15 protein-coding genes are annotated in these 17,553 nt (G+C 40.9%); 5 read left to right on the top strand and 10 right to left on the bottom strand.

The genetic code is table 11. From position 1 onward, the window contains the following. The first annotated feature begins 2 nt into the window (after positions 1–2). Positions 3–482, top strand: coding sequence for a hypothetical protein (locus BuS5_RS12175; RefSeq protein WP_157487344.1), 480 nt, complete (start codon positions 3–5; stop codon positions 480–482). A gap of 360 nt (positions 483–842) precedes the next feature. Further along, positions 843–1,310: a single-stranded DNA-binding protein gene (gene ssb / locus BuS5_RS12170; protein ID WP_027353473.1), complete on the top strand. Its 468-nt coding sequence runs from the start codon at positions 843–845 to the stop codon at positions 1,308–1,310. A gap of 63 nt (positions 1,311–1,373) precedes the next feature. On the opposite strand, the gene BuS5_RS12165 is transcribed toward ssb, so the two are convergent. From BuS5_RS12165 to BuS5_RS12130, 8 genes are all read right to left on the bottom strand, one after another. After that, positions 1,374–2,225, bottom strand: a complete 852-nt coding sequence (locus BuS5_RS12165; protein ID WP_051374662.1) for an MBL fold metallo-hydrolase — start codon at positions 2,223–2,225, stop codon at positions 1,374–1,376. Beyond that, positions 2,225–4,501 carry a type I DNA topoisomerase gene (gene topA / locus BuS5_RS12160; protein WP_027353472.1) on the bottom strand — a complete coding sequence of 759 codons (2,277 nt, stop codon included), beginning with the start codon at positions 4,499–4,501 and terminating at the stop codon, positions 2,225–2,227. Before topA ends, BuS5_RS12165 begins: the two co-directional genes overlap by 1 nt. Positions 4,502–4,512: 11 nt before the next feature. Further along, a complete protein-coding gene (gene dprA / locus BuS5_RS12155) occupies positions 4,513–5,616 on the bottom strand; it encodes a DNA-processing protein DprA (RefSeq protein ID WP_027353471.1) in 1,104 nt (367 codons plus the stop codon). Continuing rightward, complete coding sequence (gene secF / locus BuS5_RS12150; RefSeq protein ID WP_027353470.1) at positions 5,617–6,675, bottom strand: protein translocase subunit SecF; 1,059 nt, start codon at positions 6,673–6,675, stop codon at positions 5,617–5,619. A gap of 42 nt (positions 6,676–6,717) precedes the next feature. Further along, positions 6,718–8,292 carry a protein translocase subunit SecD gene (secD, locus tag BuS5_RS12145; RefSeq protein WP_027353469.1) on the bottom strand — a complete coding sequence of 525 codons (1,575 nt, stop codon included), beginning with the start codon at positions 8,290–8,292 and terminating at the stop codon, positions 6,718–6,720. A gap of 156 nt (positions 8,293–8,448) precedes the next feature. After that, positions 8,449–8,796 (bottom strand): preprotein translocase subunit YajC, encoded by a 348-nt coding sequence (gene yajC / locus BuS5_RS12140; protein ID WP_027353468.1) that lies wholly within the window; start codon positions 8,794–8,796, stop codon positions 8,449–8,451. 153 nt (positions 8,797–8,949) lie between these two features. After that, positions 8,950–9,708 (bottom strand): hypothetical protein, encoded by a 759-nt coding sequence (locus BuS5_RS12135; protein ID WP_051374661.1) that lies wholly within the window; start codon positions 9,706–9,708, stop codon positions 8,950–8,952. Positions 9,709–9,729: 21 nt separating this feature from the next. Then, positions 9,730–11,190, bottom strand: coding sequence for an Rne/Rng family ribonuclease (locus tag BuS5_RS12130; protein WP_027353467.1), 1,461 nt, complete (start codon positions 11,188–11,190; stop codon positions 9,730–9,732). Positions 11,191–11,588: 398 nt separating this feature from the next. Between BuS5_RS12130 and leuS the strand changes: the two genes are divergently transcribed. Both leuS and lptE read left to right on the top strand, forming a co-directional pair. Beyond that, positions 11,589–14,192, top strand: coding sequence for a leucine--tRNA ligase (gene leuS / locus BuS5_RS12125; protein ID WP_027353466.1), 2,604 nt, complete (start codon positions 11,589–11,591; stop codon positions 14,190–14,192). A 116-nt stretch (positions 14,193–14,308) separates the two neighbouring features. Beyond that, a complete protein-coding gene (lptE, locus tag BuS5_RS12120; protein WP_198012209.1) occupies positions 14,309–14,818 on the top strand; it encodes an LPS assembly lipoprotein LptE in 510 nt (169 codons plus the stop codon). A 29-nt stretch (positions 14,819–14,847) separates the two neighbouring features. On the opposite strand, the gene rpsT is transcribed toward lptE, so the two are convergent. After that, positions 14,848–15,111 (bottom strand): 30S ribosomal protein S20, encoded by a 264-nt coding sequence (gene rpsT / locus BuS5_RS12115; protein WP_027353464.1) that lies wholly within the window; start codon positions 15,109–15,111, stop codon positions 14,848–14,850. Positions 15,112–15,199: 88 nt separating this feature from the next. On the opposite strand from rpsT, the gene BuS5_RS12110 reads away from it, so the two are divergent. After that, positions 15,200–15,877, top strand: a complete 678-nt coding sequence (locus BuS5_RS12110) for a hypothetical protein (RefSeq protein ID WP_157487343.1) — start codon at positions 15,200–15,202, stop codon at positions 15,875–15,877. Between the two features lie 153 nt (positions 15,878–16,030). Here BuS5_RS12110 and serC read toward each other — a convergent pair whose 3' ends face one another. Beyond that, a complete protein-coding gene (gene serC / locus BuS5_RS12105; RefSeq protein WP_027353462.1) occupies positions 16,031–17,119 on the bottom strand; it encodes a 3-phosphoserine/phosphohydroxythreonine transaminase in 1,089 nt (362 codons plus the stop codon). Between the last annotated feature and the right edge of the window lie 434 nt (positions 17,120–17,553).

The following is a 17,553-nucleotide window of genomic DNA, read 5'->3' as shown; positions in this document are numbered from 1 at the left end:
TTATGAAATTATGGAATAAAAGGATAGTAAATTTTGCAATAATATTGTCTGTTTCTTTATTATTTTTTACTGGATGCGGTCTATTTAAGACCAGGATGAAGAGTCCTTCAAGCAACATTCAAAAATCTGCCGGCAAGAGGCCGGCCCCTTTATATTATGATTTTGGGGATGTCCTGCTACCGGGTGAACTTAAAGTAGACAAAGAAGAGTCTTTTATTTACAATTCCACCGGTTTTTCGGCAGGTGTTCTTGTTTTAAACGGAAGGGTGGATACTAATTCGCTGATCGCATTTTTTGAGAACAACATGGCCAAGGATAACTGGAAGAAGGTGTGTTCATTCAAATCAGCGCATACGTTAATGCTGTTTCAAAAGGATAATAGATGGTGTGTTGTATCTATTACTGAGCGTAATTTCACCACCCATGCCAAGGTATGGGTTGCGCCGACTGTAAGTGAGGTCGGCCTGGGTTTGTTGAAATAGGGGATGGTTCCATACACTGTGATCAGAAATTTACAAACTGAATAACTGTTTGATATTGTTAACTTTGGTGGATTCGTCGCTACGCTCCTTAATCCACCCTACAATTTTCATATAAAAAAGTTGGTAGTTTGTAGGGTGGATTAAGCGAAGCGAATCCACCAAAAAAATTGATTGTTAATCAATCTTTTACCCTAACTATCGGATAGTTATAATGAGGTAAAATGAATTTGTAAATTTCTGGTGATATATACGAGATGTTTGTGGAATATGTTTGATGAAATTTTCAATCGCAGGGTCGGCCCTTGTGGCCGCCCCTAATCAGGGCGGCCACAAGGGCCGACCTTACTGGAGGTAAAAAATATGGCCGGTATAAACAAGGCTATTCTGGTTGGTAACCTGGGCCGGGATCCGGAAATGAGCTATACTCCGGCAGGTCTCGCAGTAGCAAAGTTCAGCATTGCGACAAGCGAGGAATGGAAGGATAAGGCTACCGGAGAGAAAAAAGAAAAAACGGAATGGCACAGGATTGTTGCTTTCGGGAGGCTTGCTGAAATATGTGGGGAATATCTTTCCAAGGGTAAGCAGGTCTATGTTGAGGGGCGGATTCAGACAAGTTCATGGGAAAAGGACGGCATAACAAGATACTCTACGGATATTATCGCTAATACCATGCAGATGCTTGGTCCCAAGGGTGCCGTTTATGACCGTAATCAATCCGGGCCTGTTTATGATGGGCCAGAACAAAATATGGGACAGGATATGGGGTCAAATATGGGGCAGACCACGGCTCAGAATGCGGAACAAAAGGATGATGATATTCCGTTTTAGAAAAACGGAGCACTTCGCTTGAGGAGCGGCCTTCGGCCTTGAGGGGCGCTTCGCTTGAGGGGTTTAGATTGTTATTTTTTCGCTCAGGGTGATTTTTTTATTTTTTTCTGTGATTCTTGCTGCTGTAATGTAAGGATCGTGCTCAAAAAAGAGTACCCAGTTTTCTTTTATTGCTCTTTTGAGGAGTTTTGTTTTTTCCTGCATTATCATAAGGGGGTCAAGGTCATAGGCCATGTTCCAGGCTATGGGCATATGGGCTGCGGTTGGTATTAGATCGGCGCAGAAAAATAGTGATTCCTTATTTTCTAAAGGGTCTCCTTTAATTAAAAGATGCTGCTGGCCGGGTGTGTGGCCGTGGGTAACTATTGTTTCAATTCCAGGGAACAGCTTTTCAGGTCCTTCTGTTAATTTTAGCAGACCTTTTTTTTCCAGGGGCAGGTAATTATCGTCTATATAGCTCGATTTGTCCCTTAGGTTTGGATGAATAGCTGCTTCCCACTGGTCCTTCTGGATATAATATACTGCATTTGAAAAAAACGGGACTGTTTGGTTATCTTTGACACAGGTTGCTCCCCCGGTATGATCGAAGTGAAGATGCGTTATGAAAACATCTGTTATATCATTGCCGGTTAATCCGTACTTTGACAGGGATGCATCGATATTCGGGCAACTGGTAATTCCGTAGATTTTTTTTGATTTTTCCGACAGCTTGTCGCCGTATCCTGTATCTACCAGGATGTTGCGGTTTTTTCCCTTTATTAAAAGCGATACGGCTCTCATAGGAATTCTGTGCATTTCATCCGGAGGTATTTTTTTCTCCCATAATGTCCTGGGAACAACCCCGAACATAGCGCCGCCGTCAGTATAAAAACTGCCAAGATCTACAGACAGGCATTCGTATTCACCAAATTTCATTACTTCTCCTTTATTATCTTGTGCCGGCATTCCTGGTTTATGCATAGCAGAAAGTTTCCTTCCTTTTTAGTCGATTTTTCAACCATGAATTCGGCTCCGCATTCCGGGCATTTTTGCGGTGCAGGTTTATCCCAAAGCGCGAATTTGCAGTCAGGATACTGATTGCAGCCATAAAATGTTTTGCCTCGCCTGGTTTTTTTGGTAACAATGGTTCCCTGGCAGTCTTTTTGGGGACAATTGATGCCGGTTTCCTGTTGTGGTCCTCCTGAATTTATGGATATGGTATTTTTACAATCAGGATATCCCGAACATGCCAGGAATGGCCCATATTTGCCATTTTTAATTACCATCGGCTTGCCGCATTTTTTACATACCTCATCAGAGACTTCATACTTAATCTGTTCTGCGGGCTGGATTCCGCCTTTTTCATCCCTGGTATAGTTTGTGGTATATCTACACTCCGGGTAACCTATGCAGGCCAGATAATGCCCGTTTTTGCCCATTTTGATATGAAGTTTTTTTCCACATTCAGGGCAGTCATGCTCTGTGGTTATTCCTACCCCTCTCATGCTCAGCATCCCTTCTGCTGCTGCATTAATATCCTTTTTAAAAGGGTCATAAAATAGAGTCAGGACTTTTAATGCTTTCATTTCATCAGTCTCAATACTGTCGAGACGATTCTCCAGCCGTGCTGTAAAGTCGACACTCATAATATTAGGAAAAGATTGCACCAACAGGTCGTTGACAATAAAACCGAGTTCACTGGGCCTGAAATAACCTTTAACAAGATCAACATATTCTTTTCCCCTGATGGTGGAGAGGATGGCAGCATATGTGCTGGGCCTTCCGATTCCGTTCTCTTCCAGTTCCTTTACCAGGGATGCTTCTGAAAAACGCGGAGGTGGTAAGGTAAAATGCTGTTTCGGTTCCAGGCGTTTAAGATCCAGGATCATTCCTTTGGTCATTTCCGGCAGCATCTTTTTCTCTTTTTTGCTGGCTATTTCATCATCAACGGTCTGATAAAGAGCCAGGAAACCGGGGAATTTGATCGAGGATCCGCTGGCGGTAAAAGTATAGCGGCCGACCTTGATTGAGACGGAGTTTTGATCTATAAGGGCATGCTGCATCTGGGATGCCACAAACCTCTGCCATATAAGCCGGTACAGGGCCAACTGGTCTTTATCAAGGAAGCGTTCGATTTCTTCTGGTGTATTAAAAACAGATGCCGGCCTGATAGCCTCGTGTGCATCCTGAACTTTTTTACGATTTTTAAAAAATCTGGGTTTGTCCAGTTTATACTCATTCCCGAAACGCTCCAGGATAAGATGCCCGGCCTCTTCAGCCGATTCCTGGGCAATCCGGGTGGAATCGGTTCTCATATATGTAATCAGACCAACAGGTTCACCAGGCCCAAGCTCTATCCCTTCGTAAAGCTGCTGGGCTATAGTCATGGTTTTTTTTGCAGAAAATCTTAATTTCCTGATGGCTTCCTGCTGGAGTTTACTCGTTATAAAGGGAGGCGGGGGATTCCTTTTGGTTGTTTTCTTTTTGACCGCATCAACAATAAATTTTTCATCCTTAATCTCTGCAACTATTGCTGAAGATGTTTTCCCGTCAGATATTTTTAATTTTTTATTATCCTGTTTAACCAGCCTGGCGTCAAACTCCGGTGGTAAATCAGATGCCAGACCGGCTGTTATTGTCCAGTATTCCTCCGGTTCGAAAGCCTGGATAGCCCGTTCTCTTTCGCAAATAATTCTTACTGCAACCGATTGCACACGCCCGGCGCTCAGCCCGCCTTTTATTTTTCGCCATAAAAGAGGGGAGATCATATAGCCTACTATCCTGTCAAGAATTCTGCGGGTCTGTTGAGCTTTATATTTATTTATATTCAGCTCCTCGTTGGAAGCCAGAGCTGCTATAATCGCTTTTTTAGTAAGCTCATGAAAGAGGACCCTGTGAAATTTTCGGCCCTTTTTTTTTAGAACTTCGGCAGCATGAAACGCAATTGCCTCGCCTTCCCGGTCCGGGTCGGGAGCCAGGTATATCTCGGTGGCATTCCCGGCGGCTTGTTTTAATGATTTGATAACTTTCGCCTTGCCCGCAATAGTGGTGTATTTTGGTTCAAACTTGTTATCAATATCTACGCCGATCTCTTTTTTGGGAAGATCCATTATGTGACCGACGGTTGCCGCCACATTATAATCTTTGCCGATATATTTTTTGATGGTTCTTATTTTGGTTGGTGATTCAACTACAATAAGCGGTTTACTCAATTGTTTATTCCTCAGATTTTTAAGGAAAAAAGTTTTCCTGGAAATTGCTGAACAATACCTTTTAATTCCATTTGCAGCAGCATACTCGATAACTTTCCGGTTTCCATTGATAATTTTCTCACAATTTCATCAATGTGGATTGGATACGGTCCCAGTACCCTGTATATTTTATCTTCATCATCAGACAGCTCCGGTATTTTTTCAATGGGTCTGCTCCCCGTTTCTTTTTTTTTGTCGTCTATATTGAAAATGTGCTGGAACTCTTCCAGGACATCGTCTACGTTTTCCACAAGTTTTGCGCCCTGTTTTATCAGTCTGTGTGTTCCTGTGCTTTTAAAAGAATTAATATTGCCAGGTACGGCAAAAACTTCCCGGTTCTGTTCTGCTGCCAGCCGAGCGGTAATGAGTGATCCGCTTCTGCCGGCCGCTTCAACTATTATGGTCCCAAGGGAGATGCCGCTGATAACCCTGTTTCTTTTAGGAAAGTTATGAGGCTCAGGCTCAGCGTGTAGGGGAAACTCCGATATTACAGCGCCGTTTTCGGATATTTTATGAAAAAGCTTCCTGTTTTTTTGAGGATAAATCTTTTCGAGTCCGCTTCCCAGCACGGCAATTGTTTTTCCATGGCCTGCAAGCGCTCCTATATGGGCGGCTGTATCTATACCAAGTGCCATCCCGCTTATAATAGTAACCTTGTAGGAGACCAGTTCCTGGGCCAGGCGCTTTGTTATTGTAACTCCATATGCGGTAGCTTTTCTTGATCCTACTATTGCAATTTTTTTTATGGATCTGTCAATGGTTCCATAAACATAAAGAAATGGCGGTGGGTCATGTATCTGATACAATAGTGAAGGGTAAAGCGGATCGGTAAGGGTTATAATGCGGTAACTCTTTTTTTTTATGAGAGCAATTTCATTCTTATCTTTAGAAAGTGTTTTGAAATTCAGTATTGCAGAGGCTGTTTTTGAGTTTACACCGTCAACGCCGGCAATATCTGCGATTGTTGATTTAAAAACTGTTTCCGGCGATCCGAAACGGTCGATCAGCAGTTTAAATATATGGTTTCCGACTCCGGGAACAGACTTTAAAGAAAACCAGGGCAGCAGTCTATCCATTTATTTTTTTTTACTTTTCCCCTGCCAGGATAGAAGTATGGGGCTTGCTACAAAAATTGAGGAGTAGGTTCCTGTGAGTACGCCGATGATCATTGCAAATGCAAAATCATGAATTATTCCGCCGCCCATTAAAAAGAGTGCGACCACCACCACCAGCGTGGTGATTGATGTAAGAATAGTACGGCTTAAAGTTTCGTTTATGCTCGCGTTGATAATACTTTCAAGCCGTTCTTTATGATGTTTGCGCTGATTTTCCCTGATACGGTCAAATACAATGATTGTATCATTGAGAGAATAACCTATTATTGTGAGCAGGGCTGCGATAATAGGAAGAGTAAATTCAAGGTTCATTATAGAGAATATACCAACGGTTATGATCACATCATGGATAAGAGCCACTATTGCGCCCATGGCATATTTAAGCTCAAGGAACCAGAAAAGTATCAGGGTAACAATAATTGCAACGGCGATAAGTACTGGTATACTGTTTTCCAAAGAAAAAAAATCGCATATTTTAAGGATAACGATAACTGCGCCAATCAGCACAACCGCTATGAATCCGCTCAACAGCCATTTTAATTCAAAACGTCCGGAAATATATATTGTAATAAAGAGCAAAGCATAAAACATGGCAAATAGCGCTTTTTCTCTTAAATCCTTGCCGACCTGGGGGCCGACCATCTCGATTCTGCGAATATCAGCCTCACTACCTGTTGAAGCTTCAAGTGCGTTTTTTATTTTCAGAGAAAAATCTTCGGCCGCTAAAACCGACTTATCGGTTCTGATCAGATATTCATTCTCCGTTTGATCACCGAACTGCTGTACGGCTGATTTACCGAGTTCTATCCGGGCAAGCCCTTTTTTTATGTCGTCTATGCTGATCGGAGATGTGAACCTGACCTGTATCAGGGTGCCCCCTGAAAAATCGACTCCGTACCTGGGGCCTTTGTGCATGACCAGGGAAATTATACTGATCACTATGAATGCTGTTGAGATAAAGAAAGCAATCTTTCTTTTACTGGTAAAATCAATATTAATACCTGGTTTTATAAATTGCATAGATTGGTATCTCCGGCTTTGAAACCCTGGTTTCACTTTTTTTTATATACTTAAATTCTTTATTTTCCTGTTAATAAGTAAAAAGTCAAATATGAGACGTGACAGGACTAACGCTGTAAACAGGCTGGCTATCACTCCCAGGCTTAAGGTAACGGCAAAACCCTTGACAGGTCCGGTGCCGAACTGGAAAAGAACAAGAGCGGCAATAAGGGTGGTAACATTTGCGTCGAGAATCGTAAGCGTAGCCCTGCTGTAACCGGCATCCACCGCAGCCCTGGGGGTCCTGCCAAAACGCAGTTCCTCCCTTATCCGCTCAAATATCAAAACATTTGCATCTACCGCCATGCCTATGGTGAGTATAATGCCCGCTATGCCGGGGAGTGTTAAGGTTGCCTGGAATCCTGCCAGACCTCCGGCAATCAGAAGAATATTCAGGGCCAGGGCAAGATCAGCGATAAGTCCGGAGCCTTTATAATAGACCAGCATAAACAGAACCACCAGCACGCCGCCGGCCATCATGGAAAAAAGTCCTTTTTTGATCGAATCCGAGCCCAGTGAAGGACCTACGGTTCTCTCTTCTAGTATTTTTACAGGAGCCGGCAGAGCGCCGGCGCGCAGTATAATGGCCAGATCACGCGCCTCTTCTGTTGAAAAATTGCCTGTAATACGGGCCTCGCCGCCTGCAATTTTATCCTGTATAACAGGCGCTGAATAGACTTTGTTGTCAAGCACGATGGCAAGCCGTTTTTTTATATTTGCGCCGGTTATCCTGGCAAAATCTCTTCCGCCTTTTTTGTCAAATTTAATTGAAACATAAGGTTCGTTATATTGAGAATCTATCTGCACCCTCGCATCTGTCAGGGTAGCACCGGTTAAAGCGGTTCTCTTTTTTATCAGCATCGGAGTTTTACTGCTTCGACCTGTTTGATCATCCTTATGGATCTGGTAGAGTATTTCGCTTCCCGGGGGCGGGGTACCGTTTAAAGCAGTATTGACATCATGGGTTTCATCTACAAGTTTAAATTCAAGCAGGGCAGTCTTGCCTATAAGATCCTTGGCCCTTTGGGTATCTTTTATGCCGGGCAACTGGATCAATATCCGTTTTTCACCCTGTATTCTTATATCGGGCTCACTGACGCCAAACTGGTCTATCCTGTTTCTTATTGTTTCCAGAGCCTGCTCAGTAGCCATTTTTTTGACATGCAAGGCTTCATCAGCAGGGAGATTTATAACTATAGTATTAATCCCATTTTCAGCAGATCTGGATTGTATATGTAAATCCCGGTATTCTTTATGAATAAAATTTTCAAAATTATTCACACTCTTATCCGGCATCTTAAGTGCAATACCGGTTCCTTCCACCAGCTTTATCCCGGTATGCCGGATACTGTTCTTTTTTAAATCTCCCCGCAGTTCGTGGGAAATCCGCTCAAGTGTACTGTCAACAGCTTTTTCCGTATCCACTTCAAGGACAAGGTGCATTCCTCCCTGGAGATCGAGCCCCAGGTTTATTTTTTTATGCGGCCACCAGCCCGGCTGTATCGTGGGAAGTATATAAATAACAGCGGTTATCAAAACCAGCAGAACAAAAATAGGTCTCCAGGTAATATCCTTCAAAACCAGGTTCCTTTCTTGGGAAAAAATTGATTATACCCGACAAGTCATTCAGACTCTATAGATTGCCAGATAATGAATTTCACAAGGCCAGAGGGAGGAAGGCGTATTATAATACTCCGACGACCGATAACGCAGTGAAATTATTTATGTGGAAATCTATTGTTCTTCTCCTTTTTTTGCCTGGGTCTGCTGCTGTGGGGAGACAAGTGCGGTAATGCTCCCCCGAGCTACTTTTACGCGAACATTATTTGCTATTTCAACAGTAATGTCGTTTTCATCCACAGAGGTAATACGGCCGTATATGCTGCCTCCTGTGAGAACCCTGTCATCTTTTTTCAGATTGCCTATCATTTCCTGATGTTTTTTCTGTTTTTTCTGCTGTGGCCGGATAAGCAGGAAATAGAAAATAACAAACATAAGAATCAGCGGGATAAATGCCGTAAATCCTCCGGATCCCTGGCCTGCTCCGCCTCCCGCTCCCAGTGCATATGCGATACTTGTCAAAACAACCTCCCTTTAAGCCTTCTAAATATCATATAATTCGATTCAATTTAATTGGTGCTGATATACTGTAAAAAAAATTATACGTCAATTATTTCTTATAAACATTGCCGAATTTAACCCTCCCGCAAAGCAGCCCTAAAGCGCAGCGCTCCTCTATTCCGAAGGAATCCAGAGGGTCTCACCGTCAAACTGAATGCTGTTTACATTTCTGTAATCAATAGAATCGAGCAGCCCGAAAATTTGTGTCATATTATACACAACCATTTTGTTTAAAGGATGGATCAGGTTAAGATCCACATCCAGACTGTTCTCTTTAATGTTATAAATACTTACCAGGTTTTCAGAAAATTTTAAAATTTTACCCACACCGGAGCTGTAACCTGATTGATTCGGTTCATCGGAGGTGGGCGCCAGTGGAATGCCTTTATGGTCAAAAAAGTCCTTTAAAAATTTGAAATGTATGTTCCATATGCTGTCTCCTTTTTTTACTATATATATTCCGAACGTCTCAAATTTATATTTTGGATCTTTTTTTGCCGATCCGATATCAGATTCGACTATCTCACCGCTTTTTAAGCGTATCTTTTCAATAATTCTTTTCATGGGAACCGTTGAATCGCCGATTTTCAGCGCTTCATCGGATTTAACAATAACATCAACTCCGTTTTCGATACCGTAGTCTGTTTTTCGTTGTTCCATCATCTCCTTTAGTGCAGTATCGTTCTCAATTTTGTTATAATCTATAACAGACTGTTTTTTAACCTGAATTGGCTTAACTTCTGTAGTATCAGTTACAACAGGTTTATATTTTGACACTATCCATAATCCTGCAATAATAAGGATAATAATTACTACAAATATCAGGCTCAATTTTAAGGAAAATTTTGATTTTTCATTTTTTTTTATTGGCATATATTCCCTCAATTATGAAATTTAACAGTAATCTATTTTTGATTCCATACGCGTCATAGAGCTTTCTGCGACTATATTAATTTGAATCCCCCGGCTTGTTTCCAGTTCAACAAGTTCCTTTCTTTTTTTGTTTAACAGGTATTCGGCAACATCAACAGGCACAATACAGTTAATCGAAACCATTTCACTTTTAAGAGTCGTCGCGCTTAATTCCCGTAAAAAACTGAGGCCGCGTGTTTCAGGAGATGGAATCTGTCCCTTTCCCTGGCAATGCTTGCAGGTTTCGAAACTGCTGAACTCTATGGATGGACGTATTCTTTGCCTTGACATTTCGATTAAACCGAATTGTGATATTTTACCGATTTTTGTTTTTGCCTTATCGATTCTCAGATGGAGTTTAAGTGCCTTTTCTACTTCTGCTTTATGCTTGCGGTCTCTCATATCTATCATGTCGAGTACAATAAGACCACCAAGATCCCGAAGTCTAAGCTGCCTGGCAATCTCTTCAGCCGCTTCTATGTTTGTATGTGATGCAGTCTGTTCAATAGACTTTTCTTTGGTTGCTTTTCCTGAATTTACATCTATTGCCACAAGGGCTTCGGTCTGTTCAATTACTATGGAACCGCCGGATTTTAACCCGACACGGCTTTGAAAAATGGAAGCGATCTGGTTTTCAAGCTGGTATTTTGAAAATATCGGCTTAGCCCCCTTGTAGAGTTTGACGATCCGGGTCTCTTTGGGAGCAATAATTTTAATGAAATTTTTGGCCTCCCTGAATAAGACATCATTATCTATTAAAATTTCGGTAACATCAGGAGTGAAATAATCACGCAATGATCTCAGTACCAGATTCCTTTCTTTGTAAAGTAGGCAGGGCGCTTTTTCATTAGTTACGTTTTTATTAATATTTTTCCAAAGCCGCAGGAGATAGCTCATGTCTTTGGAGATACTGGTGGTTGTACATTTTTCCCCTGCTGTGCGCACTATTAAACCAAAACCCTCAGGCAGTTTAAGCCTCTCGATTATATTCTTTAATCTGCTACGTTCTTTTTCATCCTCAATTTTCCGTGAAATTCCTTTATTGACAGTACCCGGCATAAGAACTACGTATCTTCCAGGTAGTGAAATATATGTCGTAAGCATTGCTCCTTTTTTCATAAAAGGATCTTTTGTTATTTGTACGATCAGCTCCTGTCCGGTTTTGACTAAGTTACTCAGGGTTTTGCTTCTTGAAGGATTGTCCTGATAATAATCGCTGTGTATCTCTTTCTGACCGAGAAAACCATGTCTCTCGGCTCCATAATCAACGAATACGGCTTGCAGACTAGGCTCAATGCGGGTTATAATACCTTTATAAATATTGCCGTGTGTAATAGCCTTTGAAGCACGGTCAATATAAAAACCATCCAATTTATTTTTTCTTATGGTCGCTATTCTACATTCTTCAGGATCTACTGCATTAACAAGGATTTTTACACTCATTCAATAATATCCTTTGCGCCGATTTAAGAAGATTAAACCTAAGGGTTCGCTCAACTTAGGTTAAAAAATTTGTTTTTCAGACTTTGAGTAATGGAATATTTGATAACAGGCACATTTATTTTTAAATAATTCTCTTAGTTGAATATGAGATTGCCTTTAACAAGTCAAATATTTTCTGGATAATTGTTGCACCTTGCCTGTTGCAACATATCAGAACAATATGTTATAGATTTCAACCTATATTGCGTAACCTGGATAATTTCAAAAATGATTGAGTAAAGCTCAGATCTCCTGGATAATCTTTCTGAAATTTATTATCTGAAAATCTATATAAGAGCTCACTTAAAAATAACTTCACTACGTTATCGAACAAACATACTTGGAGGTATGATATAATAATGGATGAAGTGTATGACCATAAGGCTGTTGAATTAAAATGGCAAACCTACTGGGAAAAATCGAACCTGTTTAAGACTAAAGAGGAACCTGGGAAAAAAAAATATTATCTTCTCGAAATGTTTCCTTATCCTTCAGGCAGGATCCATATCGGGCATGTCAGAAATTATACAATCGGGGATGTTGTTGCAAGATATAAAAGGATGTGTGGATTTAATGTTCTTCATCCCATGGGATGGGATGCTTTTGGCATGCCCGCCGAGAATGCCGCAATTGCAAACAGAACCCATCCGGCGGCCTGGACATATGATAATATAGATTCCATGCGCAGGGAATTGAAACGACTCGGTTTTTCATATGATTGGGACAGGGAAATAGCTACCTGTAAACCGGAATATTATAAGTGGGAGCAATGGCTCTTTTTAAGGATGTATGAAAAGGGAATGGCTTACAGGAAAGAGGCTCTCGTAAATTGGTGTGATTCATGTCAGACAGTGCTTGCCAATGAACAGGTTGAAGCCGATATGTGCTGGAGATGTGGTGAGCCTGTACGCCAGAAGAAGCTGTGGCAATGGTTTTTTCGTATAACGGATTTTGCCGAGGATCTACTGGTCTACTGCGATAAGCTTCCAGGATGGCCGGAGAAGGTTATTGCAATGCAGAAAAACTGGATCGGAAAGAGCCTGGGTACTTTTATTAAATTTCCGATCGAGGATATGGATGAGCATATACCTGTTTTTACAACCAGACCGGATACTGTTTTTGGAGCGACTTTTATGTGTCTCGCGCCGGAGCATCCGCTTGTCAAAAAGTTATCAAACGGTACCTCGTATGAGGAGAGCATCGATAAGTTTATAGCGCGTATATCCCGGCAGGACAGATCAAGCCGGGCACTGGAAAATTATGAAAAAGAAGGAGTCTTTACAGGAGCTTTTTGCATAAATCCTTTAAGCGGGAGAAAAATGCCGGTCTATACGGCTAATTTTGCACTTATGGAATATGGTACAGGCGCTGTTATGTCTGTCCCTGCGCATGATCAGCGTGATTTTGAATTCGCAAAAAAATATGACCTCGATATTATTATCGTAGTCAAACCGCCTGATGACGATCTTGAAGTCTCTTACATGACAGAGGCTTTTACAGGTGAAGGTGTGATGGTTAATTCAGGCGATTTTGACGGCACAAATAGTAGAAAAGCTATAGATGATATTTCATCGTTTATCGAAGAAAAGGATTTGGGAAAAAGAACTGTTAACTTCAGGTTAAGGGACTGGGGAATTTCCAGACAAAGGTATTGGGGGGCTCCTATTCCTATGGTGCATTGCAATAAATGCGGAATTGTTCCTGTTAAGGATGATGACCTTCCTATTATATTACCAGAAGATGTGGATCTTCTGGAAGGAGGGAAATCTCCTCTTCCAGAGCTCGATTATTATGCCAGGACCAAATGTCCGAAATGCGGCTCCACTGACGCGCACAGGGAGACGGATACCATGGATACCTTTGTTGAGTCTTCGTGGTATTTTGAACGTTACTGCAGCCCGGATTGTTCAGACCTAATCTTCGATAAAGATGCAGTCGATTACTGGATGCCTGTGGATCAATACATAGGAGGCGTCGAGCATGCAATTCTACATCTTTTATATTCCCGATATTATACTCGCGTGTTGAATGAGCTGGGTTTGGTAAAATTCAAGGAACCTTTTACCAGGTTGCTCACCCAGGGTATGGTGTGCAAAGAGACTTTTACATGCCCGGAACATGGTTTTCTTTTTCCGGAGGAAGTAAATGACAAGGGCGCTCAACCCGTATGCAGAAAATGCGACAACCACATTATTGTCGGCCGTGTTGAAAAGATGTCCAAATCAAAAAAAAATGTGATCGATCCTAATACTCTGCTCGAAATTTATGGCGCGGATACAACGAGACTCTTCTGCCTTTTTGCCGCGCCTCCCGATAGAGACCTGGAATGGAGCGAACAGGGTGTTGAAGGCGGTTATCGTTTTCTTAAACGTGTATGGCGTATTTTTGTTATAATCGTAGATCTGATCAGGGATGCGGTTCCTTTTAACGGCGGCGTTGATGAAATTGAGGGAGAATTTCTCGATTTATACAGGAAAACGCATCACACCATAAAAAAGGTTACGAACGATATTCAGGATAGATTCCATTTTAATACCGCAATAAGCGCTGTTATGGAGCTTGTCAACAGAATATACGCCATAGACAACCTGTCGGATAAATTAAGAAAAAACATTATCAATACCGGGGTGATGAAATTTACCCTGGAATCCGCAGCCCTTATGTTATCACCAATTGTTCCCCATTTTGCTGAAGAGCTTTGGGAGTCTTTAGGGCATGAAGAGAGTATTTTGTTAAGTTCATGGCCGTCATATAAGGAAGAAGTGCTTGTGCAGGATGACATTCTTCTGGTTGTACAGGTAAATGGTAAATTGAGAAGCAGATTCAATATTAGTAAAAATGCTGCTGAAGCAGTAATTAAGGAAACAGCGCTTTCAGATGAACGTGTTCAAAAATTTATTGGGGACAAGCATGTAAAAAAAGTTATTATTGTAAAAAATAAGCTTGTAAACATAGTCGTATAATTTTTATCTACATACCGTAGTGGGTAGATTCCAAACCCGATCAATCCAAATGAGGAATAGGCCAAATGCGGGGTAGGGGCACAAAATTTTGTGCCCCTACCGACAAAGGAGGGACATTGTTTAAGGGAAAAAAAATTGTTGTTGTTTTTATTGGTCTGATTATTGCTTCTTGTGCATACAAGTTTACAGGAGGAGGGGACCTTCCTGGAGGGGTTAAAAGCGTATATGTGAAAACCCTTGAAAATAGAACATCTGAAACCGGAATCGAAAATTTTCTAACTGATGATATAATTTATGAATTTACAAGAAGCGGTAAAGCCGTAATAACAGACGAAGAAAACTCGGAAGCCGTACTCACAGGGATCGTAAGCTCCTTAGCAATAGGCACGGTCTCACGTCATAACAGCGATACATCCAGTCAAAGGCGGGTCAGGCTTGCTGTTGATTTAAAATTAGCCGGGAATGATGGAATGATAATGTGGGCCATGAAAGGGATATCGGAAGACGAAACCTATGCTGTTTCACCAGACAAGCCGGCAACTGAAAACAACAAGCGTGAAGCAATTAAGATTCTTTCAAAAAAACTCGCAGAGAAAGTCTATAATCGCCTGACAGATAATTTTTAGCCTGACAGATAATTTTTGGGCGGAAACTTCTATCCGTTGCTGTTAACGAGTTTGTAAAGGCGGGATATTTTACGTGCAGCTGTATTTTTATGAATAACACCTTTTTTTGCAGCATTATCAATCACGGACTGAGCCCTGGTCAAGATTGCGGCAACCTCATCCCCTGATTTGTCTTTGATTATTAATTGAACACTTTTTGTTACATTTTTGATCCTGGTTTTTATGCTTTTATTGCGTAAGCGTTTTTTTTCATTCTGAGCGGCGCGTTTAACAGCAGATTTATGATTAGCCAATATCGTACTCCTTTAAATGTATCAAAGTTAAAATATAAATTATAATTTTTAAAATAAGGTTTGTCAATAAAAATTATCAAAGCAGAGTATGATGACAAGAAATCCGTTCAAAAAGTTAAAGGAGTTCCGGAGCAATTATTTCAAACGAAATAATCTTTATGTTAACTATGTACGCAGGACATGGAATGAAGTTGCAATAATCCTGATTCTGTTATTAACCACTGCACTTATAAATTCAGGTTTTTTTTATATATGCAAACTTATTTGGCATGCATATGTATTAACGCCTGCAGGCAAAGAATATATTTCGATATTTACAGAAAACTCACAAGCTATATTCGCAATACTCAGCGGGGACTGCATAGGTTTTTCCATAAGTTTAACCTTGCAGGCTTTTTATGTTTGCCTGGCAATATGCACAGCCTGCAGGTTATTTTATATTACAAGATTTTTTTACGACCCAAGGGAATTCTTAGGCAGGCTATGTTTCTGGGGACTCCCCATGGCTGTGGTGGTTTCGATCTACTTGCGGCCAATATATAAATTTACAGAGTGGGAAATGGCTTTGTTTCTTTCTGTTGTCCCGACCCTTATAATGTTCACAGGATGTTTTAGATTTACAAGCTTACTGCTTCCGGAAGTAGGTGATATTATAGCTTACCCTGTAAAAAAGGGCGGAATAATAAAAGAATGCCTCGTTAGGCAGATCCTTCCACGGCTAAAACAAAAAGCGCGGCATATCATAGACCGGATCAACGCCTCGTGATGAAATGCCGCCAGCCTTGTGAAACTAATTATCTGAGAACCTGAAGGTTTTTTGTAATTCCGGCGAAAGCCGGAATCCAGTTTTTTTAAATAGTTGCAGGTAATCCTCCCTCCGGTTTTCACCGTAGGGAGGATTTTTTTTATCCAAAAGATGCTACCCGTTCTTCCTTTCAAACATCTTCATAAAGTCAACAAGCGCTTCAACCGCTTCAATTGAGGTAGCATTGTAAATAGATGCCCTGCAGCCGCCTACGCTGCGGTGTCCTTTGAGTCCCATGAACCCGTTGTCTATTCCTTCCTGGATAAACCTTTTTTCCAGCTCCTCATTGGGAAGACGGAAAGTTACATTCATTAATGAACGACTTCCGGATGCGGCGGTTCCTGTATAAAAGGAACTGTTATCCAGCAGGCTGTAAATATTTTTTCCCTTTTGTTCGTTGATTTGTTTCATTTTGCCGAGACCGCCGATAGTCTCTTCAATCCACTTGAGTACAAGTTGAATCGCATAGATTACGAAACATGGCGGAGTATTATACATGGAATTTTTTTCAGTATAAGTGGTATATTTCAGCATTGACGGTATGTTGTCCGGAACAAGTTCCAGCATATCCTCTCGAACTATAACCATACAGACTCCGGCGGGTCCGATATTTTTCTGGGCTCCGGCATAAATCAACCCGAATTTATCAATATCCAGGGGTCGGCTCATCATATCCGATGACATATCTGAAATAATAGGAACATCGTTTGTTTCAGGGAAGGATGCCCACTGGGTTCCTTTGATTGTATTGTTTGAAGTGATGTGTATATATGCAGCATCCGGATTGAATTGTATATCCTGGGGAATATAAGAAAAATTTTCATCTTCCGATGATGCGGCAACATTAATTTGTTTTTGCTGTATTTCTACTTCTTTAATAGCTTTTGTCGACCATGTTCCGGTATTGACATAATCTGCGGATTTACCTTTAGGGAGAAAATTCATTGGTATCATGCAAAACTGCATGCTTGCGCCTCCCTGGATAAAGAGTACTCTGAATCTGTCATCAAGATTCAGCAGCCGTTTCGTTCTTGCCACCGCATCATTAATTATATCATCGAACCATTTCGATCTATGACTTATTTCAGTTACAGACATCCCGCTTCCGTTGAGATTCAGAAATGAATTTTTTATTTCCTCAAGAACCGGCAATGGTAAAGCCGCAGGACCGGCGTTAAAATTATATACTCTGTTTTCTTTCATTAAACCTCCAAAAAAAATACTTTTCAATAACTGTCACGCCCCATCGGACACAACAAAATATAAACAACATCAAAATAATTCTAATTGAACAGGAACTGTTTTTTTTTGATTGATCATTAAAAGTAGACTGGTTTAAAGCTTCTTTTTTAGTATTGTTTTGTTTTGGCGAAATATATGGTTTGTTATTTTGTTACCTTTTGACAGTTTTTCATAAAATTATTGTAATTTCGCATAAATTGTTCAATTATTTTATGCATTTTTATTCCTTCCTTTTGCAGCATTAATGAAGGATGCCGAAAAATTAATTAAAAATAATTAGATTCCTAATTAACAGAAGGTTGTTTATTTGACAATTGAAAATTTATTGCGCTTTATTTATTCACCCCCGTTCCTTACTTTTCCGGCTTGCTGAAGGATGTGTATGCAAAAATCAA

Source organism: Desulfosarcina sp. BuS5 (genome assembly GCF_028752835.1).
In the GTDB taxonomy this organism is placed as follows: domain Bacteria; phylum Desulfobacterota; class Desulfobacteria; order Desulfobacterales; family BuS5; genus BuS5.
The sequence above is the reverse complement of the archived record's forward strand: the minus strand, read 5'-3'. Positions and strand labels throughout refer to the sequence as shown.